Below are 21,581 nucleotides of genomic sequence, written 5' to 3' on the forward strand. Positions count from 1 at the left end.
TTGCTGTTCCGGGGCAAACACTGTGTCGCTGACACAAACGTTGATGGTAAGGAGTTTATAGTGAAAAAGTTGTTGTGTGCCGCAGGTCTGGGTCTTGCTTTAGCGGTCTCCGCTGGTGTTCAGGCTGCTGACAAAATTGCAGTGGTAAACGTGTCCAGCATTTTCCAACAGTTACCGCAACGTGCGACTGTTGCTAAACAGCTGGAAAACGAGTTCAAAGGCCGTGCAACTGAGTTGCAGAGCCAGGAGCGCGATCTGCAAACCAAAATGCAGCGTCTGCAGCGTGACGGTTCTACCATGAAGGCCAGCGAACGCAGCCGTATGGAAAAAGATGTCATGTCACAGCGTGAAGCTTTCTCTTCAAAAGCGCAGGCTTTTGAGCAGGACAATCGCCGTCGTCAGATGGAAGAGCGTAACAAGCTGCTGAGCCGTATTCAGGATGCCGTGAAGAAAGTCGCTGACAGCGATGGTTACGACGTCGTGATCGACGCTAACGCGGTGGCTTATGCATCAAACGCAAAAGACATCACTGCTGACGTGCTGAAACAGGTTAAATAATTCATGTCATCTATTCGACTGGCTGATTTAGCCCAGCAGTTGGATGCAGAATTGCACGGAGATGGCGATATCGTCATCTCCGGCATTGCTTCTATGCAATCCGCCACAACTGGCCAAATCACTTTTCTTGCAAACAGCCGTTACCGCGAGCAACTCGCCCTGATAAAGGCCTCAGCCGTGGTGCTGACGGAAGCGGATCTGGAGTGGTGCAAAACCGCAGCGCTGGTAGTCAAAAATCCCTACCTGACTTATGCGCGTATGGCACAAATACTCGATACCACGCCACAGCCGGCGCAGAATATCGCCCCCAGCGCAGTCATCGATCCCTCAGCCCGACTTGGCAATAACGTTGCCATTGGTGCCAATGCGGTGATCGAAGCGGACGTTGAGCTGGGTGATAACGTAGTCGTTGGTGCGGGATGTTTTGTGGGCAAAAAAACCCGTATCGGCAGCGGAACCCGCCTCTGGGCCAACGTCTCTGTGTATCACGAGATCGAAATCGGCCAGGATTGTCTGATTCAGTCAGGTACCGTCATTGGTTCTGATGGTTTCGGCTATGCCAACGATCGCGGTAACTGGGTGAAAATCCCGCAGTTAGGCGCGGTAATTATCGGCGATCGCGTCGAAATAGGTGCCTGCACCACCATCGATCGCGGTGCGCTTGATAACACTCTGATCGGCAATGGTGTTATCATAGACAACCAGTGCCAGATCGCTCACAACGTAGTTATTGGCGACAATACTGCGGTTGCAGGCGGTGTGATCATGGCGGGTAGTTTGAAAATTGGGCGTTACTGTATGATTGGCGGTGCCAGCGTCATTAACGGCCATATGGAAATCTGTGACAAAGTAACGGTGACCGGTATGGGTATGGTCATGCGTCCTATCACAGAGCCTGGTGTCTATTCGTCAGGCATTCCGCTGCAACCCAACAAAACCTGGCGCAAAACTGCAGCGCTGGTGATGAACATCGATGACATGAGCAAACGCTTAAAAGCCATCGAGCGCAAGGTCGGCAAAGACGACTAACCGCCATCCCAAAACTGACCGGCTTTCATAATAAAAATGTTAAGCAGGGAAGCCCGGCGCCACAGAACCTATTTGCGGCCTGCGGAAGATCATTTTGATCTGTGCAGGCCGTGTTATTGATGTCATCAGATTTTTAGGACAGGAAGAGTATTTTGACTACTGAAACTCATACTCTGAAAATTGAAGAGATTTTAGAGCTGCTGCCGCACCGCTATCCGTTTCTGCTGGTAGACCGCGTGCTGGAATTTGAAGAGCACAAATACCTGCGTGCAGTGAAGAACGTTTCTGTTAATGAACCGTTTTTCCAGGGGCATTTCCCTGGTAAACCGATTTTTCCTGGCGTTCTGATCCTGGAAGCGATGGCGCAGGCCACCGGTATTCTGGCGTTTAAAAGCGTAGGTAAACTGGAACCAGGTGAACTCTATTACTTTGCCGGTATCGACAGTGCCCGCTTCAAGCGCCCTGTGGTACCAGGCGACCAGATGATCATGGAAGTCACTTTCGAGAAAACCCGCCGTGGTCTGACCCGCTTTAAAGGCGTGGCGACTGTCGATGGTAAAATCGTTTGTGAAGCGACCATGATGTGTGCCCGCAGCCGGGAGGCATAATTCGTGATTGATCCAACCGCCACTATCCATCCCAGTTCTGTCATCGAAGAGGGCGCTGTTATTGGCGCCCGTGTTCACATTGGCCCGTTTTGCTTTATTGGCGCGAATGTTGAAATCGGTGAAGGAACGGTACTGAAGTCACACGTTGTGGTGAACGGCCACACGCGTATCGGTAAAGATAATCAGATCTATCAGTTTGCCTCGATTGGTGAAGTGAATCAGGATCTGAAATATGCCGGTGAGCCAACACGGGTTGAGATCGGCGATCGCAACCGCATCCGTGAAAGCGTGACGATTCATCGCGGCACCACGCAGGGTGGCCATGTCACCACGGTGGGTAGCGATAATCTGCTGATGGTGAATGTCCATATTGCGCATGACTGCGTGATTGGTAACCGCTGCATCTTCGCCAACAACGCCACCCTGGGTGGTCACGTAACGGTTGATGATTTCGCCATTATTGGCGGCATGACAGCGGTACATCAGTGGTGCATCATCGGTGCTCACGTGATGGTAGGTGGCTGTTCCGGTGTGGCGCAGGATGTGCCGCCTTACGTTATTGCGCAGGGCAACCACGCGACGCCGTTCGGGATCAATATCGAAGGTCTTAAGCGCCGTGGCTTCAGCAAAGAGTCGTTGCACGCCATACGCAATGCCTACAAGCTGCTCTATCGCAGCGGCAGAACGCTGGAAGAAGTGAAGCCGGAAATCGAAGCCATCGCGCAGCAGCACAGCGAAGTGCAGCCTTTCTACGACTTCTTCACCCGTTCAACCCGTGGATTAATTCGTTAATCCATGTCAGCGCGTCCTTTAACGATTGCCCTGGTCGCCGGAGAAACCTCCGGCGATATTCTTGGTGCCGGTCTGATTCGTGCCCTGAAAGCCCGTCATCCTGATGCACGCTTTGTCGGCGTGGCGGGTCCCTTAATGCAGGCGGAAGGGTGTGAAGCCTGGTATGAGATGGAAGAGCTGGCGGTGATGGGCATTGTTGAGGTGCTGGGCCGCCTGCGACGTCTGCTGACAATCCGCCGCGATCTCACCCGGCGTTTTACCGGACTCAGACCCGATGTCTTTGTCGGGATTGATGCGCCCGATTTCAATATCACGCTGGAAGGCAACCTTAAACGCACGGGCATTCGCACGATCCACTATGTCAGTCCCTCGGTGTGGGCATGGCGGCAAAAGCGCGTGTTTAAAATTGGTCGTAACACCAATCTGGTGCTGGCCTTCCTGCCGTTTGAAAAAGCTTTCTACGATCGCTATAACGTTCCCTGTCGCTTTATCGGCCACACCATGGCGGATGCCATGCCGCTGCAACCTGATAAGCAGGCTGCTCGCCGTCATCTCGGCATTGCCGATGATGCACTCTGTCTGGCTTTGCTGCCCGGCAGCCGGGGCGCAGAAGTGGAAATGCTCAGCGCTGATTTCCTGAAAACAGCGCAATTGTTGCGTCGTCACTATCCGGCACTGGAAATCGTGGTGCCGCTGGTTAATGCCCGTCGCCGCGAACAGTTTGAAAAAATTAAAGCTGACGTCGCTTCTGAGCTGCCGATGCATCTGCTGGATGGTCAGGGACGTGAGGCGATGATTGCGAGCGATGCCGCACTCCTGGCGTCAGGAACTGCTGCACTGGAGTGCATGCTGGCAAAATGCCCTATGGTCGTCGGTTATCGCATGAAGCCGGCCACGTTCTGGCTGGCGAAACGGCTGGTAAAAACGCCTTATGTCTCTCTGCCGAATCTGCTGGCCGGGCGTGAGCTGGTCAAAGAGTTACTGCAGGATGAGTGTCAGCCAGAAGCCCTGGCCGCTGCATTAGATCCGCTGCTGCATGCCGGGCCTGAGCGCGAAACCCTGCTGCAGACGTTTCATGAATTACATCAACAGATCCGCTGGAACGCCGATGAGCAGGCAGCGGATGCGGTACTGGAGCTGGTGAATGCCTGATTTTATCTATCCTGTCGCCAGACTGATTGCCGGTGTGGACGAAGTGGGGCGCGGTCCGCTGGTCGGCGCGGTGGTCACTGCTGCAGTCATCCTCGACCCGGCTAATCCGATTACCGGTTTGGCTGATTCCAAGAAACTGTCGGAGAAGCGCCGTCTGTCGTTGTATGACGAAATCAAAGAGAAGGCGCTGGCATGGAGTCTGGGACGTGCAGAGCCGGAAGAGATCGATCAGCTCAACATCCTGCACGCCACCATGCTGGCGATGCAGCGTGCCGTTGCTGGCCTGAGTATCCAGCCCGACTATGTGCTGATTGATGGTAATCGTTGTCCGGCGTTGCCTGTGCCTTCACAGGCCGTGGTGAAAGGGGATAGCCTGGTGGCCGAAATCAGTGCAGCCTCCATCATCGCCAAAGTGTCGCGCGATCGTGAAATGGCCGAGCTGGATCTGCTGTTCCCGCAGTATGGTTTTGCGCAGCACAAAGGTTATCCGACGGCGCTGCATATGGAAAAGCTGACGCAGTATGGCGCCACGCCGCACCACCGTCGCAGCTTTGCGCCTGTACGCAACGCGCTGCTCGACGCTGAAGTTCTGGCTGCCCGCCAGACCCTTACGCTTTAATAGCCTGACGCTGTTTTAACCGGAAACTGATATGGCTGAACCCCGTTTTATACATTTGCGTGTCCACAGTGACTATTCGATGGTTGATGGCCTGGCGAAAACCGGGCCGTTGATCAAGAAGGCGGCTGCCCTTGGCATGCCTGCTATCGCGATTACCGACTTCACTAACCTGTGTGGTCTGGTGAAATTTTACGGTGGTGCACACAGCGCAGGGATAAAGCCGGTCATTGGTGCCGATTTCAACGTTGCCAGTGAGCTGATGGGGGATGAGCTGACCCAGCTGACCGTGCTGGCGTCCAGTGATACCGGATACCAGAACCTGACGCTGTTGATCTCCCGCGCCTATCAGCGTGGTTATGGCGTGGACGGACCGATCATCGATCGCGACTGGCTGATTGAGTTGCAGGAAGGGTTAATTCTGCTGTCGGGCGGGCGACGTGGCGACGTGGGCCGCAGCCTGTTGCGTGGCAACAATGTCCTTGTGTCGCAGTGTCTGTCGTTTTACCAGCAGCATTTCCCCGATCGCTACTATCTGGAGCTGATTCGCACCGGTCGTCAGGACGAAGAGAGCTATCTGCATGCCGCCGTTGAACTGGCGATTGCCGAGGGCATTCCGGTCGTCGCCACCAATGAAGTCTGCTTTATCAACGCAGAAGATTTCGATGCGCACGAAATTCGCGTTGCCATTCACGACGGCTATACGCTGGACGACCCCAAGCGCCCGCGCAACTACAGTCCTCAGCAATATATGCGCAGCGAAGAGGAGATGTGCGAGCTGTTCTCGGACATTCCGGAAGCGCTGGAAAACAGCGTAGAGATTGCTAAGCGTTGTAACGTGACGGTCCGGCTCGGTGAGTACTTCCTGCCGCAGTTCCCGACCGGCGATATGACCACTGAAGATTATCTGGTAGTGAAATCCCGTGAGGGACTGGAAGAGCGTCTGGAATTCCTGTTCCCGGACGAAGCTGAGCGCGCGGAAAAACGCCCGGAATATGATGAGCGTCTGGAAATTGAACTCAACGTTATCAACCAGATGGGATTCCCCGGCTACTTCCTGATCGTAATGGAATTCATTCAGTGGTCCAAGGATAACGGCGTGCCGGTCGGACCGGGTCGTGGTTCGGGTGCGGGTTCGCTGGTGGCCTATGCGCTGAAAATCACCGATATCGATCCGCTGGAGTTCGACCTGCTGTTCGAACGCTTCCTGAACCCGGAACGTGTTTCGATGCCCGACTTCGACGTCGATTTCTGCATGGAGAAGCGCGATCAGGTGATCGAACACGTCGCCGATATGTACGGACGTGAAGCGGTTTCGCAGATTATTACCTTCGGTACCATGGCGGCCAAAGCGGTTATCCGTGATGTGGGTCGCGTGCTGGGGCATCCTTACGGCTTCGTTGACCGTATTTCAAAACTGATCCCGCCCGATCCCGGCATGACGCTGGAAAAAGCGTTTATTGCTGAACCACAACTTCCTGCGATGTATGACGCAGATGAAGAGGTTAAAGCGCTGATCGACATGGCGCGCAAGCTGGAAGGGGTTACGCGTAACGCCGGTAAGCATGCGGGTGGCGTGGTCATTGCGCCAACGAAAATCACCGATTTTGCGCCGCTCTATTGTGATGAGCATGGCCAGTTCCCGGTTACCCAGTTCGATAAAAATGATGTGGAATATGCCGGCCTGGTGAAGTTCGACTTCCTGGGTCTGCGTACGCTGACCATCATCGACTGGGCACTGAAGATGATCAACCCGCGCCGGGAAAAAGAGGGACTGGAGCCGATCGATATCGCCGCGATCCCGCTGGATGATAAGAAAAGCTTCGATATGCTGCAGCGCTCGGAAACCACCGCGGTATTCCAGCTTGAATCGCGCGGCATGAAAGATCTGATTAAGCGTCTTAAGCCCGACTGCTTCGAAGATATGATCGCACTGGTGGCGCTGTTCCGTCCTGGCCCTCTGCAGTCCGGCATGGTAGATAACTTTATCGACCGTAAGCATGGCCGTGAAGCGATCTCCTATCCTGATATCCAGTGGCAGCACGAGAGCCTGAAGCCAGTGCTGGAGCCGACCTACGGCATCATCCTCTATCAGGAACAGGTGATGCAGATCGCCCAGGTCCTGTCCGGTTACACCTTGGGCGGTGCAGATATGCTGCGTCGCGCCATGGGTAAAAAGAAACCCGAGGAGATGGCTAAGCAGCGTTCAGTCTTCCGCGACGGTGCCGAAAGCATGGGCATCGACGGCGAACTGTCGATGAAGATCTTCGATCTGGTGGAAAAATTTGCAGGTTATGGCTTTAACAAGTCACACTCTGCGGCCTACGCACTGGTCTCCTATCAGACGCTGTGGCTGAAAGCGCACTATCCGGCTGAGTTTATGGCGGCGGTGATGACCGCCGATATGGATAACACCGAGAAAGTGGTCGGCCTGGTCGATGAGTGCTGGCGGATGGGGCTGAAAGTTCTGCCGCCTGATATTAACTCCGGTCTCTATCCGTTCCACGTTAACGAAGCGGGCGAGATCGTGTACGGCATAGGCGCGATCAAAGGCGTGGGCGAAGGTCCGATCGAAGCGATCATCGACGCCCGTAACGAAGGCGGCTATTTCCGCGAGCTGTTTGATCTCTGCGCCCGTACCGATACCAAAAAGATCAACCGTCGGGTGATGGAGAAACTGATCATGTCCGGGGCCTTTGATCGCCTCGGACCGCATCGCGCTGCGTTGATGAGTGCACTCAGCGACGCGCTGAAAGCGGCCGATCAGCACGCGAAAGCGGAAGCGATTGGTCAGGCGGATATGTTTGGCGTGCTGGCAGAAGAGCCAGAGCAGGTGGAGAAATCATACGCCAGCGTCACGCCGTGGCCTGAGCAGGTGCAGCTGGATGGTGAACGGGAAACGCTGGGGTTATACCTGACCGGCCACCCGATTAATCAGTATCTGAAAGAAATTGAGCGTTACGTTGGTGGGGTGCGGCTGAAAGATATGCATCCTACCGATCGGGGTAAAATTACCGTGGCGGCCGGTCTGGTGATCGCCGCGCGGGTAATGGTGACCAAACGCGGCAACCGAATTGGTATCTGTACTCTGGACGATCGCTCCGGTCGTCTTGAAGTGATGTTATTTACCGATGCGTTAGATAAATACCAGCAGTTGCTGGAGAAAGACCGAATCCTGATCGTCAGCGGACAGGTCAGCTTTGATGACTTCAGTGGTGGGCTTAAAATGACCGCGCGTGAAGTCATGGACATCGACGAAGCTCGCGAAAAATACGCGCGCGGACTTGCTATCTCGCTGACGGACAGGCAAATTGATGACCAGCTATTAAACCGACTCCGTCAATCCCTGGAACCCCATCGATCAGGGACTATTCCGGTGCATCTCTACTATCAGAGAGCCGACGCGCGAGCGAAGCTGCGCTTTGGTGCAGCGTGGCGTATTTCGCCCAGCGATCGTTTACTTAACGATCTGCGCTCGTTGATTGGATCGGAGCAGGTGGAACTGGAGTTTGACTAGAACAGGAACATTATGAGTCTTAATTACCTGGATTTTGAACAGCCAATTGCAGAACTGGAAGCGAAGATTGATTCGCTGACCTCAATTGGTCGTCAGGATGATAAACACGTTAATCTGGATGAAGAAGTTCAGCGTCTGCGTGAGAAAAGCGTTGAGCTGACCCGTAAAATCTTCGCCGATTTGGGCGCATGGCAAATTGCCCAACTGGCACGCCATCCTTTACGTCCTTACACCTTTGACTACGTTCGCAACGCTTTCGACGATTTCGATGAGCTGGCGGGCGACCGTGCTTATGCGGATGACAAAGCGATTGTCGGCGGGATTGCGCGTCTTGATGGACGTCCGGTGATGATCATCGGGCACCAGAAAGGCCGTGAAACCAAAGAGAAGATTCGCCGTAACTTCGGCATGCCTGCACCGGAAGGCTATCGCAAAGCGCTGCGCCTGATGGAGATGGCTGAACGTTTCAAAATGCCAATCATCACCTTCATCGACACACCGGGTGCTTATCCGGGCGTGGGCGCGGAAGAGCGTGGGCAGTCTGAAGCGATTGCCCGCAACCTGCGTGAAATGTCTGGCCTGAAAGTGCCGGTGATCTGTACGGTCATCGGTGAAGGCGGTTCAGGTGGCGCGCTGGCGATTGGCGTGGGTGATAAAGTGAATATGCTGCAGTACAGCACCTATTCAGTGATCTCACCAGAAGGTTGCGCCTCCATTCTGTGGAAAAGCGCTGACAAAGCGCCGCTGGCCGCCGAAGCGATGGGCATTACCGCGCATCGTCTGAAAGAGCTGAAGCTGATTGACTCCGTGATCCCTGAGCCACTGGGTGGCGCACATCGCCGTCCGGTGGATATGGCGCAGTCACTCAAGCAGCAGCTGCTGGCTGACCTGGCCGACCTCGATGGATTAACCACCGAAGAGCTGCTGGATCGTCGTTATCAGCGTCTGATGAGCTACGGCTACGCCTGATTTTAGCTCATCCATAAAAGCGGACTCCGGTCCGCTTTTTTTATGCCGCCAGTTTAGCCCCCGCACGCGGTCTGACGCCTTTCAGCCTCATCTGATCGTCCCCTTGCTACACCTTCCCTGAGTTAGCGGTTATGCTTGTCCGGTTCCACAACAATCAGGGAGAGGGGCATTGAATATTCTGGCGATCATGGGCGCGCACGGCGTGTTTTATAAAGATGAACCGTTACGCGAACTCGACGCGGCGTTAAATCTGCAAGGCTTCCAGCTGCTTTACCCGAAAAACAGTGACGATCTGCTGAAGCTGATTGAACACAATCCGCGTATCAGTGGCGTGATCTTCGACTGGGACGCGCACAACAGTCCGGAACTGTGCGGCGAGATTAATCAGCTCAATGAATACTTGCCGCTGTATGCCTTTATCAATACCCACTCGCAGATGGACATCAGCATCAATGAGATGCGCATGCCACTGCACTTTTTTGAATATGCGCTGAATGCCGCCGACGATATCGCGCTGCATATCCGGCAGTATACCGATGACTATCTCGACCACATTACCCCACCGCTGACCAAAGCACTTTTCACCTATGTGAAAGAGGGCAAGTACACCTTCTGCACGCCGGGCCATATGGCGGGTACCGCGTTTCAGAAAAGCCCGGTAGGCTGTTTGTTCTACGACTTCTTCGGGGCCAATACGCTGAAGTCGGACATCTCTATTTCAGTGACCGAGCTGGGTTCGCTACTGGATCACACCGGCCCGCACCTTGAAGCGGAAGAGTACATCGCACGCACGTTTGGCGCCGAGCAGAGTTACATGGTGACCAATGGCACCTCGACCTCGAATAAAATTGTCGGCATGTATGCCGCACCAGCGGGCAGTACCGTATTGATCGATCGCAACTGCCACAAGTCTCTGACTCATCTGCTGATGATGAGCGATCTGGTCCCCATCTGGCTGAAGCCGACCCGCAATGCGCTGGGGATTCTCGGTGGTATCCCGAAGCACGAGTTCACCCGCGAGAGCATTACGCAGAAGGTCGTGACCACCGATCGCGCCAGCTGGCCGGTGCATGCGGTGATCACCAACTCCACTTACGATGGGCTGCTTTACAACACCCAGTACATCAAAGAGACGCTGGATGTGCCGTCGATTCATTTCGATTCGGCCTGGGTGCCATATACCAATTTCCATCCGATTTATGCCGGTAAAAGCGGCATGAGTGGCGATCGTATTCCGGGCAAGGTGGTATACGAGACGCAATCGACCCACAAACTGCTGGCGGCGTTCTCGCAGGCCTCCATGATTCACATTAAAGGCGACTACGACGAACAGACGTTTAACGAAGCCTACATGATGCACACCACCACCTCGCCCAATTACGCCATCGTCTCCTCAATTGAAACCGCTGCGGCGATGCTGCGCGGTAATCCCGGGAAGCGGTTGATCAATCGCTCGGTGGAACGCGCCTTGCATTTCCGTCGGGAAATCCAGCGCCTGCGCGAAGAGTCTGACAGCTGGTTCTTCGATATCTGGCAGCCGGAACAGATCGATGAAGCGCAATGCTGGGCGATCCAGCCCGGCGAAGAAGAGTGGCATGGATTTACGCAGGCCGATCGCGATCACATGTACCTCGATCCGATCAAAGTCACCATTCTGACGCCAGGCATGAGCGAACTGGGTGAGATGGCAGACGAGGGGATCCCGGCCGCGCTGGTAGCGAAGTTTCTTGATGAGCGCGGCATTGTAGTGGAGAAGACCGGCCCCTATAACCTGCTGTTCCTGTTCAGCATCGGCATCGACAAAACCAAAGCGATGAGCGTGCTGCGCGGTCTGACTGAGTTTAAACGCGCCTACGATCTCAATCTGCGGGTGAAAAACATGCTGCCGGATCTCTACGCTGAAGATCCCGACTTCTATCGCAATATGCGCATCCAGACGCTGGCGCAGGGGATCCATCAGCTGATCCGCCATCACGATCTGCCGCGTCTGATGCTGCAGGCGTTTGATGTCCTGCCCGAAATGAAGATGACGCCGCATCAGGCGTTTCAGCAGCAGGTGAAGGGCAGCATCGAAACGGTGGACCTCAGCGAACTGGTCGGGCGGGTATCGGCCAACATGATCCTGCCTTATCCGCCGGGCGTTCCGCTGGTGATGCCGGGCGAGATGATTACCGAAAAGAGCCGTGCGGTGCTCGATTTTCTGCTGATGCTGTGTAGCATCGGCCGGCACTACCCGGGATTCGAAACCGATATTCACGGTGCCAGCCTGACGGAAGAGGGCGAGTATCGCGTCCGAGTACTGAAAAACGACCTCGCGTAACCCTTTAAATGACTATCAGTGGCAGGCGGTCTGCGGACAGCCTGCCCCAATCAGGAAATTCACTATGTTGCAGTTAACCGCTATTCACCACATCGCCATCATCGCCTCCGACTATCAGCGCAGCAAAGCGTTCTATTGCGACGTACTGGGCTTTCGACTGATGGGCGAAGTTTACCGCGAGGCGCGCGACTCCTGGAAAGGGGATCTGGCCTTACAGGATCGCTATACCATTGAGCTGTTCTCTTTTCCCGCGCCGCCAGCACGCGTCAGTCATCCCGAGGCGTGTGGCCTGCGCCATCTGGCCTTTACCGTGCCGGATGTGGCCGCTGCCGTTGCGACGCTGGCTGATAAAGGCGTGGTCTGCGAGCCGATTCGCATCGATGAACTGACCGGTAAACAGTGTACGTTCTTTGCCGATCCGGATGGTTTGCCGCTGGAGCTTTATCAGGCGTAAAATAGCGCGCTCAGCGGGCGACATTCGGTCGCCCGATTATCCGGATTCTGCCATGTCTCTGCCCGCTTTTGACGCCCTGTTGCAACCTGATGCCGCGCTGGTAGTCGCATTCAGCGGCGGACTCGATTCAACGGTGCTGCTGCATCAGCTTCGCGGCTGGCAGCCGCAGCATCCTCAGTCGCGCCTGCGAGCGTTGCATGTGCATCATGGCCTCAGCCCGAATGCCGATGCATGGGCCGCCCATTGCCAGACGATATGCGATCAGTGGCAGCTGAGATGTGACGTGCTGCGCGTGACGGTGGATGGCAGGCAAAACGGTATTGAAGCAGCCGCACGTACCGCCCGTTATCAGGCGCTGAGCGCCGCGCTCAAGCCGGGCGAGATATTGCTAACCGCGCAGCACCTCGACGATCAGTGTGAAACCTTTCTGCTGGCGCTGAAGCGTGGCAGTGGTCCGGCCGGGCTGGCGGCAATGCCTCCATCGCGCATGCTGGGTACGCATCAGCTGGTGCGTCCGCTGCTGAATCAGTCGCGACAGTCGCTGGAAGATTACGCCGACGTCCATCAGCTGGTGTGGATAGACGACGAAAGTAATCAGGATCTTCGCTACGATCGTAACTTCCTCCGCCAGCGGCTGCTGCCTGAGCTTAATCAGCGCTGGCCCCATTTTGCTGAGGCAACGGCCCGAAGTGCGGCATTGTGCAGTGAGCAGGAGCAGTTACTGGATGAGTTGCTCGCCGGGCAACTGGCCGAGCTGATCCAGCCTGACGGCAGCCTCTGTTTTCCACCTTTAATGAACATGAGCACGCTGCGCGCTAACGCGTTATTGCGCCGCTGGATCGCCGGACAGGGTGGAGCGATGCCATCGAGGGATGCGCTGAAGCGTATTCGCGATGAAGTGATGGCGAGCCGGGAAGATGCACAGCCCCGGCTACGCTTCGGCCAGGCTGAATTGCGTCGTTTCCGTCAGCAACTCTACTGGCTGCCGTTATTCACATCACTGCGCGACACCGAGCTGGCATGGCCCGATATCCGCCAGCCGCTGTCGTTACCGCAGAACCTCGGCACGCTGCGTGCCAGCATGTCGCAGAGCCTGTTGCGCTATCCTCTGCCGGATGAGCAGATCAGCGTGCGGTTCCATGCACAGGGTCAGGTCCATCTGGTGGGCCGCAATGGCGGAAGAGAAATGAAAAAGCTGTGGCAGGAGTTACAGATACCGCCGTGGCAGCGAGAACGGCTGCCGTTAATTTTTTATAACCAGACGCTGGTCTGTGTGCCGAATCTCTTTGTCACACACGCGGGCGCGGCCAGTGATCAGCAGGGCTGGCAGATAATCTGGGACAGGGCATCCCGCTCAGGAGAACAATAACAATGAAGCAATGGCTTATCGTCTGTTTAGTGGCCGCCGTATTACCGGCATGGGCGGCGGGTGATGCGCAGCGCGGCGCAGAAAAAGCGGCCAGTTGTATGGCGTGTCATGGCGCAGCGGGCAAAGCGGCGGTGCCGCTCTACCCAAACCTGGCAGGACAACACGCCCCTTATCTGGAGCATGCGATGCAGGCGTACAAAAAGGGCGAACGCAGTGGCGGTCAGGCTGAGGTCATGAAGGCGTTTGTGGCGGGATTAAGCGATAGTGATATGGCGGATCTGGCGGCGTACTACGGTTCGTTACAGCCCTGACGTTTAACAGGGCGGGAAGGTCCCGCCCGGAATACGTGGATTACTCTGCGCTGACCACGACCGTACCCAGTTCGGGATGGGTAAAGCTGGCGATATGGTCGAGACGTAATTCGCGATGCTCACCGGAAAGATCGATAGCCAGATATTCCACATTTTTGCGTGAGAAGATCTCTTTAGCCTTTGCCTTGAGCTGCTCGCCATCTTTCATTTCCAGCGACAGCATCCATTGGTTCTGGCAGGCGAGCTCCAGATTATCGTAATCATCGCAATTGATAGGTTGGTACGCTTCATTTATCAACATAGTCGCTCACCAATAAGTTAGCAGCGGCGTAAGCCGCCTGTTCCCTGACAGAAGAGTTTAGCTCAGTATTTGCGGCAATATCATTAAGCGCCTTTAATGCGCAGCCAATCGCATCCGGTATGTAACCTAAATCCCCGCTGCCGATTTCGGCATATTTCCGGCGAACTAACTCACAATAATTTTGCACGTGGCCCTCCTCAGCAGAGCGTAAATACTCTGGTTAACTGGCGACTATATCATAGCCATTTAGAGGAAATCAGCCTGCGTAAAGCAGGATCAGTGCGCGAATCACTGCTAAAGTGACAGATTCCGCTGTCTGAGGCGGAATGAATCAGAGCACAAAAGGTTAATTTGATGAACAGGTTATCGGAGGTCAACGTGATTAAGGTGTGGGGAGCGTGCTAATGATTATGCTATCCCGTTCGGTTGAGATTCCGGAGAGTGAGATCGAGCTGACGGCGATTCGTGCCCAGGGGGCGGGCGGACAACATGTCAACAAAGCCAGTACCGCCATTCATCTGCGCTTCGATATTGCGGCCTCTTCACTGCCTGCGTTTTATAAAGAGCGGTTGCTCACCGCCAGCCATCATCTGATTACCGGTGAGGGCGTGGTGGTGATCAAGGCGCAGGAGTATCGTAGTCAGGAAATGAATCGCGAAGCGGCATTGCAGCGTCTGGTCAATCTGATCCGGGAGCTGAGCACTGTCGAAAAAGCCCGGCGCGCCACGCGCCCGACCCGCGCGTCGAAAGAGCGTCGTCTGGAAGGGAAAGCGCGACGCAGTTCGACGAAAGCGATGCGCGGCAGGGTGCAATAAAAAACGCCCCGCAGGCGGGGCGTTTGTTTCCTGGGCAGGCCCGGTCTCAAAGCAACCGGGCAAACTCTTCAGCTATCAGACGCCCCTCAGGAGAGGCATCTGACCGTTCCTTCAAAGCTTACTTATTCAGAGCCTTCAGCAGGAAATCAACGATTTCATCCTGCTTAATCATCTGCTTCTCACCGGCGCGACGTGATTTATATTCAATCTCCTGATTGTCGAGATTGCGGTCGCCGATGACGATGGTGTGTGGCACACCGATCAGTTCCATATCTGCGAACATCACGCCCGGACGCTCTTTACGGTCATCCAGGATAACTTCAACGCCTTTGGCACGCAGGGTGGCATACAGCTCTTCCGCCAGCTCTTTAACGCGGAACGATTTCTGCATATTCATCGGCAGAATCGCCACCTCGAACGGTGCCAGTGCATCTGGCCAGATGATGCCGCGATCGTCATGGTTCTGCTCAATGGCTGCGGCAACCACGCGAGTGATACCGATGCCGTAGCAGCCCATGCTCATCACCTGATTACGGCCATCTTCACCCTGAACGGAGGCTTTCAGCGCGTCAGAATACTTGGTGCCGAGCTGGAAGATGTGACCGACTTCGATGCCGCGTTTAATCTGCAGCGTACCTTTACCATCCGGGCTTAAATCGCCTTCGACCACGTTACGGATATCTGCAACGCTGGCCAGCGGCAGATCGCGCTCCCAGTTAATGCCGAAATAATGCTTACCATCGACGTTGGCACCGGCGCTGAAGTCGCTCATCTTCGCCACGGTACGGTCAGCAATGATTGGCATCTGCAGACCTACGGGTCCAATGGAACCCGGACCGGCTCCCACTGCCGCGCGAATTTCTTCTTCTGTCGCAAACACCAGCGGTGATGCAACGATAGCTGATTTCTCTGCTTTGATCTCATTCAGCTGATGATCGCCGCGAACCAGCAGGGCAACCAGCGCATGACCGCTCTCTTCAGCACCTTTAACAATCAGCGTTTTCACTGTCTTTTCGACAGGAACACTAAATTGCTCAACCAGCTCCGCGATGGTTTTGGCATCTGGCGTCTCGACCAGTTGCATCTCCTGCGACGGCGCGGCACGTTCACCGGCGGGGGCGACGGCTTCGGCCAGCTCAATGTTGGCGGCGTAATCAGAATCGGTAGAGAAGATCACATCATCTTCACCGCTCTGCGCCAGCACCTGGAACTCATGTGATGCGCTGCCGCCGATAGAGCCGGTGTCGGCCTGCACGGCACGAAAATCCAGTCCCATACGGCTAAAGATCTGGCTATAGGCGCGATACATCGCATCATACGTTTCCTGCAGCGATTCCTGTGAAACGTGGAATGAGTAAGCATCTTTCATGATGAACTCGCGTGAACGCATCACGCCAAAGCGTGGACGCACTTCATCACGGAATTTGGTCTGAATCTGATACAGGTTGAGCGGCAGTTGCTTATAAGAGCTCAGCTCATTGCGGATCAGGTCAGTGACTACTTCTTCATGCGTCGGACCCAGCACGAAAGGACGCTCGTGGCGATCGGCAATACGTAACAGTTCCGGGCCATACTCCTCCCAGCGACCGCTCTCCTGCCACAGGTCGGCGGGCTGCACAACCGGCATTAAAATCTCAACCGCGCCCGCGTTGTTCATCTCTTCGCGCACGATATTTTCGACTTTCTTCAGCACGCGAACACCGGTCGGTAACCAGGTGTACAAGCCAGAAGCCAGTTTGCGGATCATACCGGCGCGCAGCATCAGCTGGTGGCTGATCACTTCAGCGTCGGAAGGCGTCTCTTTCTGAGTAGAGAGCAGATATTGAGTAGTACGCATTGATTACGGTTCCAGTTGATCGGAAAGTCACAGACAGAATTTTGCTGGCGGCTAGTGTACCAGCGAGATCACCGGCTCAAAAGCGGGTTTTAACGCGGGTCGATAGCGATCACTTCAGTACCGGCATCGTCAATGCGCCAGCGTACATTAAAATCCATCAGCAAGGCCGCATATTCCCGCTCCTGCGTTTCACCCTGACGGTAAGCGGGACGAGGGTCCTGTGCCAGTACCTCACTGATAAAGCGTGCGAGATTGGGGTAGCGCGACTGCTGCTGAAGCTGTTGCTGGGCCAGCGCGGAGAAGCGAACCGGCATATCCGCTGCCGGTGCCGCCTGAGCAAAGCCGGCCTGCGCATGAGGCAGCGCTTCGGCAAAGGGCAGATAAGGTTTGATATCCACCACCGGCGTGCCATCGACCAGATCCAGACTGCCAAGCTGCAGGATCACCTGCTGTTTTTCAATCCTGATCCCTTTCAGTTCAACCAGCGACATGCCAATCGGGTTAGGACGGAACGTTGAACGTGTCGCAAAAACACCCATGCGCGCATTGCCGCCCAGCCGGGGAGGGCGAACCGTAGGACGCCAGCCGCCCGCCATCGTCTGATGGAAGACAAACAGCAGCCAGAGGTGACTAAAGTCTTCCAGCCCGCGAACGGCTTCCGGCTGATTGTAGGGGGGCAGCAGGTGAAGTTCGCCGCCACCATCCTGCACCAGACCTGGCTGGCGCGGCACGGCAAACTTCTCTTTCCACGGTGAACGGATTACCCCAATTTGCGCAAAGGCGAATTCACTCATTGATTGCTGACTTTCAGCGCTGAACCCTGGCAGACGGCCTGACGATAGCAGCCCGGCGTGCCGGTGACGATTTCACACTGATGCAGCAGCACCGCATTGGCTTTCATCTGTGAGGCTTTGATCTGCAGACGTTTACGTGCTGTGGCGATGTTGGCCGGGGAGTTCTGATTACTCATCTGGCAATCTTCAGCGGAGACTTCGCCCAGATCGCGGAACGGTTTACTGACCAGATCGGCGGCATCGGTATAGAGCTTAACCGGGGCCGGTCGTACCACGGGTTTGCGGGTCGGTTGGCTGGATTGCTGCGGCCGGGACGGTGCGCTGCTTATCGGGTGATACTCATGAACACACCCTGTCAGCATCAATGCTAACAAGCAGAGCGGTAAAAAACGCATGGCAACATCCTCAGGTTTCAAAAAGTGGCGTTATTGAAACAAGGACGGGAATAAATAACAAGTCGGGCAGGGTACCCAATAGCAGAAAGGGCGACATAGCGTCGCCCTTAAGGAGATGAATAGCTGAATTACCAGCCTTTGACCGCGCCGCCGTTAAAGACTTTGTTAGCGGCTTCGTTCACTTCGTCAGACTGGTAAGCCTGAACGAACTTCTTCACGTTTTCCGCATCTTTATTATCTTCGCGGGCAACAATCAGGTTCACGTAAGGCGAATCTTTATCTTCGACGAAAATGCCATCTTTAGCCGGGGTCAGGCCAATCTGGCTGGCGTAAGTGGTATTGATTACGGCCAGCGCGATCTGCTGATCGTCTAATGAGCGCGGCAGCTGTGGCGCTTCCAGCTCAACGATTTTCAGATGCTTAGGATTCTCAGTTATATCCAGTGAGGTTGGCAGCAAGCCCACGCCATCTTTCAGTTTGATCAGACCCACTTTCTGCAGCAGCAGCAGCGTACGACCCAGGTTGGTCGGGTCATTCGGAATGGCAACCTGTGCGCCATCCTGCAGCTCATCCAGTGACTTGATCTTCTTCGAATAGCCCGCAATCGGGTAGACGAAAGAGTTACCCACTGAAACCAGCTTGTAACCACGATCTTTGATCTGCTGATCCAGATACGGTTTGTGCTGGAAGGCATTAACGTCAATATCGCCTTTGCTCAGCGCTTCATTCGGCAGCACGTAGTCGTTAAACGTGACCAGCTCAACGTCCAGACCATACTTCTCTTTAGCCACTTTCTGTGCTGCTTCAGCAACCTGCTGCTCAGCACCGACAATGACGCCCACTTTGATGTGGTTAGCGTCTTTCTCTTTTTGATCGCATCCTGCCAGCGCAATCGCGCCAATCAGTGCACCCACAGCGGCAATTTTTTTGAATCTGAAAGACATATCCTTTCCTTCTTAATAATGTGAGATTGCGGGCTTACTTATGGGACACTGCACGCACGATGCGGTCGCCACAGAATTGAATGAGATACACCAAAACCACTAACAACACCAATACCGTATTCATCACTGTGGCGTTGTATCCGATATAACCATACTGATAGCCGATCTGACCCAGACCACCGGCACCCACTGCGCCACCCATGGCAGAGTAACCGACCAGGGTAATCAGGGTAATGGTGGCGGCATTCACCAGGCCTGGCATCGCTTCCGGCAGCAGGACCTTACGGACGATTTGCATTGGCGTAGCGCCCATGGCACGTGATGCTTCAATCAGACCGGTAGGCAGTTCCAGCAAGGCATTTTCAACCATACGCGCAATAAACGGTGCAGCGCCGACGGTCAGCGGCACGATGGCTGCCTGCAGTCCGATGGAAGTGCCGACAATAACGCGGGTAAAAGGAATCATCCAGACCAGTAAGATAATGAAAGGAATGGAGCGGAAGATATTCACCAGCGCGGAGAGCACGCGGTACAGCCCCTGATTCTGCAGAATCTGCCCTGGACGGGTGACATAAAGTAAAACGCCGACCGGCAGGCCCAGTACAAAACCGAAAAAGCCTGAGACGAAGGTCATCATCAGCGTTTCCCATACGCCCCGTCCCAGCAACCACATCATCGCTTCAGACATAACCCAGCACCTCTACTTTCACATGATTCTCCTTCAGCCAGGCTATCGCCTCGCGCGTATCGCTTTCTGCGCCGTGCATTTCGGCCAGCATAATGCCGAACTTCACACCACCGGCGTAATCCATCTGGGCACTGATAATGTTGTTATTCACGTTGTAACGGCGGGCCGCTTCAGAAAGCAGTGGCGCATCAACTGATTTACCGGTGAACTCCAGTCGCAGCAGGGGCACGGTGCCTTCAGTAGCAGTGGCTGAAAGACGCTGCTGGTAATCATCCGGAATATCCAGATGCAGGGTCGACTGAATAAACTGCTGCGCCAGCGGCGTCTTAGGGTGTGAGAACACTTCACTGACGCTATCTTTCTCGATCAGCTCACCGTGACTGATGACCGCAACCTGATCGCAGATGCGTTTCACCACATCCATCTCATGAGTGATCAGGAGAATCGTCAGTCCAAGCCGGCGGTTGATATCTTTCAGCAATTCCAGAATAGAGCGGGTTGTCGCGGGATCCAGTGCGCTGGTGGCTTCATCACACAGCAGAACCTTAGGATTGCTGGCCAGCGCACGGGCAATCGCGACACGCTGCTTCTGACCGCCCGAGAGATTGGCAGGCCAGGCATCATGTTTATCGGACAACCCCACCAGTTCCAGCAGCTCAGTAACGCGAGCGTTGATCTGGGCGCGGGAGAGATTACCGAGTTCCAGTGGCAGAGAAACGTTGCCCGCGACGGTGCGGGAGTTCATCAGGTTAAAGTGCTGGAAGATCATGCCAATCTGGCGGCGCGCCTGGGTTAACTGACGCTCATTAAGTGCAGTCAGATCGGCTCCGTCGACCAGTACGCGGCCTGAAGTGGGGCGCTCCAGCAGATTCACACAACGAATCAATGTACTTTTACCGGCACCGGAAGCGCCGATAACGCCATAAATCTGTCCGGCAGGCACGTGCAGGCTGACATCCGTTAATGCCGGAATAGTCCGCGAGCCCTGCTGAAACACCTTGGTAATATTTTCTAGTTTAATCATTATGTTATTAATTATCGTGTTGCGTTGTCCGTGGTGTGGGAAGCCTCGTCACTTTTAATCGCTATAAAAGCTGGATGGATGGTAAGGCATCCAGACGTCTGAATCAATGGAAGTGATTCAATCTCACATTCTCCCTTTTATAGCAATCATGCGATACTGATCGGCAATTTTTACAGCAGGAGTTTCTACGTGGCGAATAAAGTCCCCGCTATTTTTCTTGATCGTGATGGCACCCTTAATGTCGACAGTGGCTATGTTCATGAGATCGATGACTTCCAGTTTATTGACGGCACAATTGAAGCGCTGCAGCAACTGAAGGCAATGGGATATGCGCTGGTGGTCGTGACCAATCAGTCTGGCATAGCGCGCGGTATGTTTACCGAAGATACCTTTATGCGTCTGACAGAGTGGATGGACTGGTCGCTGGCCGATCGCGACGTCGATCTTGATGGCATCTATTTCTGTCCTCACCATCCCGAAGCAACAGTTGAAGAGTTCCGTCAGGAATGTGATTGCCGTAAGCCACAGCCTGGCATGCTGCTGACCGCACAGGAAGAGCTGCATATTGATATGGCTGCTTCTTATATGGTGGGCGACAAGCTGGAAGATATGCTGGCAGGAAAGGCTGCCGGTGTTGGCACCAAAGTGCTGGTGCGTAGCGGTAAACCCGTCACGGCTGAAGGTGAAGCTGCAGCAGACTGGGTGATTAATAGCCTCGCAGAGCTGCCAGCACGCATTAAACAGGGCTAAAACGGCGCTTTTGTGCAAATTTCAGACGAACAGCAAAAAAGTCTCAATTTGCACTTGCGCTATCTGAGCCGTTCCTATAATGCGCCTCCATCGACACGGAACACCGGCAACGGGAAACGGGTTGAGAGGCACAGGAGACTGCGCCGCCGGAGAAAAACTTCTGAGAAAGAGGTTGACTCTGCAGGAGGAAAGCGTAATATACGCCACCTCGCGACAGGACGCTAACGCACTGTTCGCACTGCTCTTTAACAATTTATCAGACAATCTGTGTGGGCACTCGCAGGATTGATATCAGCGTCTCCGGACGCAAAAAATATCAAAGCCTCACGAGTGAACAC

The 21,581-nt window shown here is 54.8% G+C and carries 22 protein-coding genes; 14 read left to right on the forward strand and 8 right to left on the reverse strand.

Going from position 1 to position 21,581, the window contains the following annotated elements; all coding sequences use genetic code 11:
- Positions 1 to 60: 60 nt before the first annotated feature.
- The 12 genes from skp to AC6I8C_RS03670 all read left to right on the forward strand — a co-directional run bounded on the left by skp (position 61) and on the right by AC6I8C_RS03670 (position 13,695).
- Positions 61 to 558 carry a molecular chaperone Skp gene (skp, locus tag AC6I8C_RS03615; protein ID WP_003852644.1) on the forward strand — a complete coding sequence of 166 codons (498 nt, stop codon included), beginning with the start codon at positions 61 to 63 and terminating at the stop codon, positions 556 to 558.
- Between the two features lie 3 nt (positions 559 to 561).
- Positions 562 to 1,587, forward strand: a complete 1,026-nt coding sequence (gene lpxD, locus AC6I8C_RS03620; protein WP_497821634.1) for a UDP-3-O-(3-hydroxymyristoyl)glucosamine N-acyltransferase — start codon at positions 562 to 564, stop codon at positions 1,585 to 1,587.
- A gap of 152 nt (positions 1,588 to 1,739) precedes the next feature.
- On the forward strand, positions 1,740 to 2,195 hold the full coding sequence (fabZ, locus tag AC6I8C_RS03625) for a 3-hydroxyacyl-ACP dehydratase FabZ (protein ID WP_003852639.1): 456 nt from the start codon (positions 1,740 to 1,742) through the stop codon (positions 2,193 to 2,195).
- 3 nt (positions 2,196 to 2,198) lie between these two features.
- Entirely contained in the window at positions 2,199 to 2,987 is a 789-nt protein-coding gene (lpxA, locus tag AC6I8C_RS03630; protein ID WP_013356847.1) for an acyl-ACP--UDP-N-acetylglucosamine O-acyltransferase, read from the forward strand.
- A gap of 3 nt (positions 2,988 to 2,990) precedes the next feature.
- Positions 2,991 to 4,139, forward strand: coding sequence for a lipid-A-disaccharide synthase (gene lpxB, locus AC6I8C_RS03635; RefSeq protein WP_497821635.1), 1,149 nt, complete (start codon positions 2,991 to 2,993; stop codon positions 4,137 to 4,139).
- Entirely contained in the window at positions 4,132 to 4,758 is a 627-nt protein-coding gene (gene rnhB / locus AC6I8C_RS03640; protein WP_033731638.1) for a ribonuclease HII, read from the forward strand. Before lpxB ends, rnhB begins: the two co-directional genes overlap by 8 nt.
- Positions 4,759 to 4,789: 31 nt before the next feature.
- A complete protein-coding gene (dnaE, locus tag AC6I8C_RS03645) occupies positions 4,790 to 8,272 on the forward strand; it encodes a DNA polymerase III subunit alpha (protein ID WP_497821636.1) in 3,483 nt (1,160 codons plus the stop codon).
- A gap of 12 nt (positions 8,273 to 8,284) precedes the next feature.
- Complete coding sequence (accA, locus tag AC6I8C_RS03650; protein WP_013356851.1) at positions 8,285 to 9,241, forward strand: acetyl-CoA carboxylase carboxyl transferase subunit alpha; 957 nt, start codon at positions 8,285 to 8,287, stop codon at positions 9,239 to 9,241.
- Between the two features lie 169 nt (positions 9,242 to 9,410).
- A complete protein-coding gene (locus AC6I8C_RS03655; protein WP_497821637.1) occupies positions 9,411 to 11,561 on the forward strand; it encodes a lysine decarboxylase LdcC in 2,151 nt (716 codons plus the stop codon).
- Between the two features lie 64 nt (positions 11,562 to 11,625).
- A complete protein-coding gene (locus AC6I8C_RS03660) occupies positions 11,626 to 12,015 on the forward strand; it encodes a VOC family protein (RefSeq protein WP_013356853.1) in 390 nt (129 codons plus the stop codon).
- A 52-nt stretch (positions 12,016 to 12,067) separates the two neighbouring features.
- On the forward strand, positions 12,068 to 13,384 hold the full coding sequence (gene tilS / locus AC6I8C_RS03665) for a tRNA lysidine(34) synthetase TilS (protein ID WP_497821638.1): 1,317 nt from the start codon (positions 12,068 to 12,070) through the stop codon (positions 13,382 to 13,384).
- 2 nt (positions 13,385 to 13,386) lie between these two features.
- Entirely contained in the window at positions 13,387 to 13,695 is a 309-nt protein-coding gene (locus AC6I8C_RS03670) for a c-type cytochrome (RefSeq protein WP_497821639.1), read from the forward strand.
- Between the two features lie 40 nt (positions 13,696 to 13,735).
- Here AC6I8C_RS03670 and rof read toward each other — a convergent pair whose 3' ends face one another.
- Positions 13,736 to 13,996, reverse strand: a complete 261-nt coding sequence (gene rof / locus AC6I8C_RS03675; RefSeq protein ID WP_013356856.1) for a Rho-binding antiterminator — start codon at positions 13,994 to 13,996, stop codon at positions 13,736 to 13,738.
- A complete protein-coding gene (locus AC6I8C_RS03680; protein WP_003852623.1) occupies positions 13,983 to 14,183 on the reverse strand; it encodes a YaeP family protein in 201 nt (66 codons plus the stop codon). The genes rof and AC6I8C_RS03680 overlap by 14 nt, the downstream gene beginning before the upstream one ends.
- 217 nt (positions 14,184 to 14,400) lie before the next feature.
- Here AC6I8C_RS03680 and arfB point away from each other — a divergent pair, with 217 nt between their 5' ends.
- Complete coding sequence (arfB, locus tag AC6I8C_RS03685; protein ID WP_033731644.1) at positions 14,401 to 14,811, forward strand: alternative ribosome rescue aminoacyl-tRNA hydrolase ArfB; 411 nt, start codon at positions 14,401 to 14,403, stop codon at positions 14,809 to 14,811.
- Between the two features lie 118 nt (positions 14,812 to 14,929).
- On the opposite strand, the gene proS is transcribed toward arfB, so the two are convergent.
- The 6 genes from proS to metN form a co-directional block, all read right to left on the reverse strand.
- Positions 14,930 to 16,648 (reverse strand): proline--tRNA ligase, encoded by a 1,719-nt coding sequence (proS, locus tag AC6I8C_RS03690; protein WP_013356858.1) that lies wholly within the window; start codon positions 16,646 to 16,648, stop codon positions 14,930 to 14,932.
- An 89-nt stretch (positions 16,649 to 16,737) separates the two neighbouring features.
- On the reverse strand, positions 16,738 to 17,442 hold the full coding sequence (tsaA, locus tag AC6I8C_RS03695) for a tRNA (N6-threonylcarbamoyladenosine(37)-N6)-methyltransferase TrmO (RefSeq protein ID WP_033781942.1): 705 nt from the start codon (positions 17,440 to 17,442) through the stop codon (positions 16,738 to 16,740).
- Positions 17,439 to 17,837, reverse strand: coding sequence for an envelope stress sensor lipoprotein RcsF (rcsF, locus tag AC6I8C_RS03700; protein WP_497821640.1), 399 nt, complete (start codon positions 17,835 to 17,837; stop codon positions 17,439 to 17,441). Before rcsF ends, tsaA begins: the two co-directional genes overlap by 4 nt.
- Before the next feature lie 128 nt (positions 17,838 to 17,965).
- Complete coding sequence (locus AC6I8C_RS03705; RefSeq protein WP_013356861.1) at positions 17,966 to 18,781, reverse strand: MetQ/NlpA family lipoprotein; 816 nt, start codon at positions 18,779 to 18,781, stop codon at positions 17,966 to 17,968.
- A gap of 34 nt (positions 18,782 to 18,815) precedes the next feature.
- Positions 18,816 to 19,469 (reverse strand): methionine ABC transporter permease MetI, encoded by a 654-nt coding sequence (locus AC6I8C_RS03710; protein ID WP_009091958.1) that lies wholly within the window; start codon positions 19,467 to 19,469, stop codon positions 18,816 to 18,818.
- Positions 19,462 to 20,493, reverse strand: a complete 1,032-nt coding sequence (metN, locus tag AC6I8C_RS03715) for a methionine ABC transporter ATP-binding protein MetN (protein ID WP_150010669.1) — start codon at positions 20,491 to 20,493, stop codon at positions 19,462 to 19,464. Before metN ends, AC6I8C_RS03710 begins: the two co-directional genes overlap by 8 nt.
- Before the next feature lie 189 nt (positions 20,494 to 20,682).
- Between metN and gmhB the strand changes: the two genes are divergently transcribed.
- Positions 20,683 to 21,243: a D-glycero-beta-D-manno-heptose 1,7-bisphosphate 7-phosphatase gene (gmhB, locus tag AC6I8C_RS03720; protein ID WP_061061670.1), complete on the forward strand. Its 561-nt coding sequence runs from the start codon at positions 20,683 to 20,685 to the stop codon at positions 21,241 to 21,243.
- The last annotated feature ends 338 nt before the right edge of the window (positions 21,244 to 21,581 follow it).

This window comes from Pantoea sp. X-Soil-YNGN-844 (assembly GCF_059730595.1).

Bases quoted from the DNA above. Each gene is read 5' to 3' on its own strand.
- tilS (WP_497821638.1), top strand. From the start codon at position 12,068: ATGTCTCTGCCCGCTTTTGACGCCCTGTTGCAACCTGATGCCGCGCTG.
- lpxB (WP_497821635.1), top strand. From the start codon at position 2,991: ATGTCAGCGCGTCCTTTAACGATTGCCCTGGTCGCCGGAGAAACCTCC.
- tsaA (WP_033781942.1), bottom strand. From the start codon at position 17,442: ATGAGTGAATTCGCCTTTGCGCAAATTGGGGTAATCCGTTCACCGTGG.
- AC6I8C_RS03710 (WP_009091958.1), bottom strand. From the start codon at position 19,469: ATGTCTGAAGCGATGATGTGGTTGCTGGGACGGGGCGTATGGGAAACG.
- AC6I8C_RS03660 (WP_013356853.1), top strand. From the start codon at position 11,626: ATGTTGCAGTTAACCGCTATTCACCACATCGCCATCATCGCCTCCGAC.
- accA (WP_013356851.1), top strand. From the start codon at position 8,285: ATGAGTCTTAATTACCTGGATTTTGAACAGCCAATTGCAGAACTGGAA.
- rnhB (WP_033731638.1), top strand. From the start codon at position 4,132: ATGCCTGATTTTATCTATCCTGTCGCCAGACTGATTGCCGGTGTGGAC.
- metN (WP_150010669.1), bottom strand. From the start codon at position 20,493: ATGATTAAACTAGAAAATATTACCAAGGTGTTTCAGCAGGGCTCGCGG.
- proS (WP_013356858.1), bottom strand. From the start codon at position 16,648: ATGCGTACTACTCAATATCTGCTCTCTACTCAGAAAGAGACGCCTTCC.
- rof (WP_013356856.1), bottom strand. From the start codon at position 13,996: ATGTTGATAAATGAAGCGTACCAACCTATCAATTGCGATGATTACGAT.
- arfB (WP_033731644.1), top strand. From the start codon at position 14,401: ATGATTATGCTATCCCGTTCGGTTGAGATTCCGGAGAGTGAGATCGAG.
- dnaE (WP_497821636.1), top strand. From the start codon at position 4,790: ATGGCTGAACCCCGTTTTATACATTTGCGTGTCCACAGTGACTATTCG.
- lpxD (WP_497821634.1), top strand. From the start codon at position 562: ATGTCATCTATTCGACTGGCTGATTTAGCCCAGCAGTTGGATGCAGAA.
- rcsF (WP_497821640.1), bottom strand. From the start codon at position 17,837: ATGCGTTTTTTACCGCTCTGCTTGTTAGCATTGATGCTGACAGGGTGT.
- AC6I8C_RS03705 (WP_013356861.1), bottom strand. From the start codon at position 18,781: ATGTCTTTCAGATTCAAAAAAATTGCCGCTGTGGGTGCACTGATTGGC.
- AC6I8C_RS03670 (WP_497821639.1), top strand. From the start codon at position 13,387: ATGAAGCAATGGCTTATCGTCTGTTTAGTGGCCGCCGTATTACCGGCA.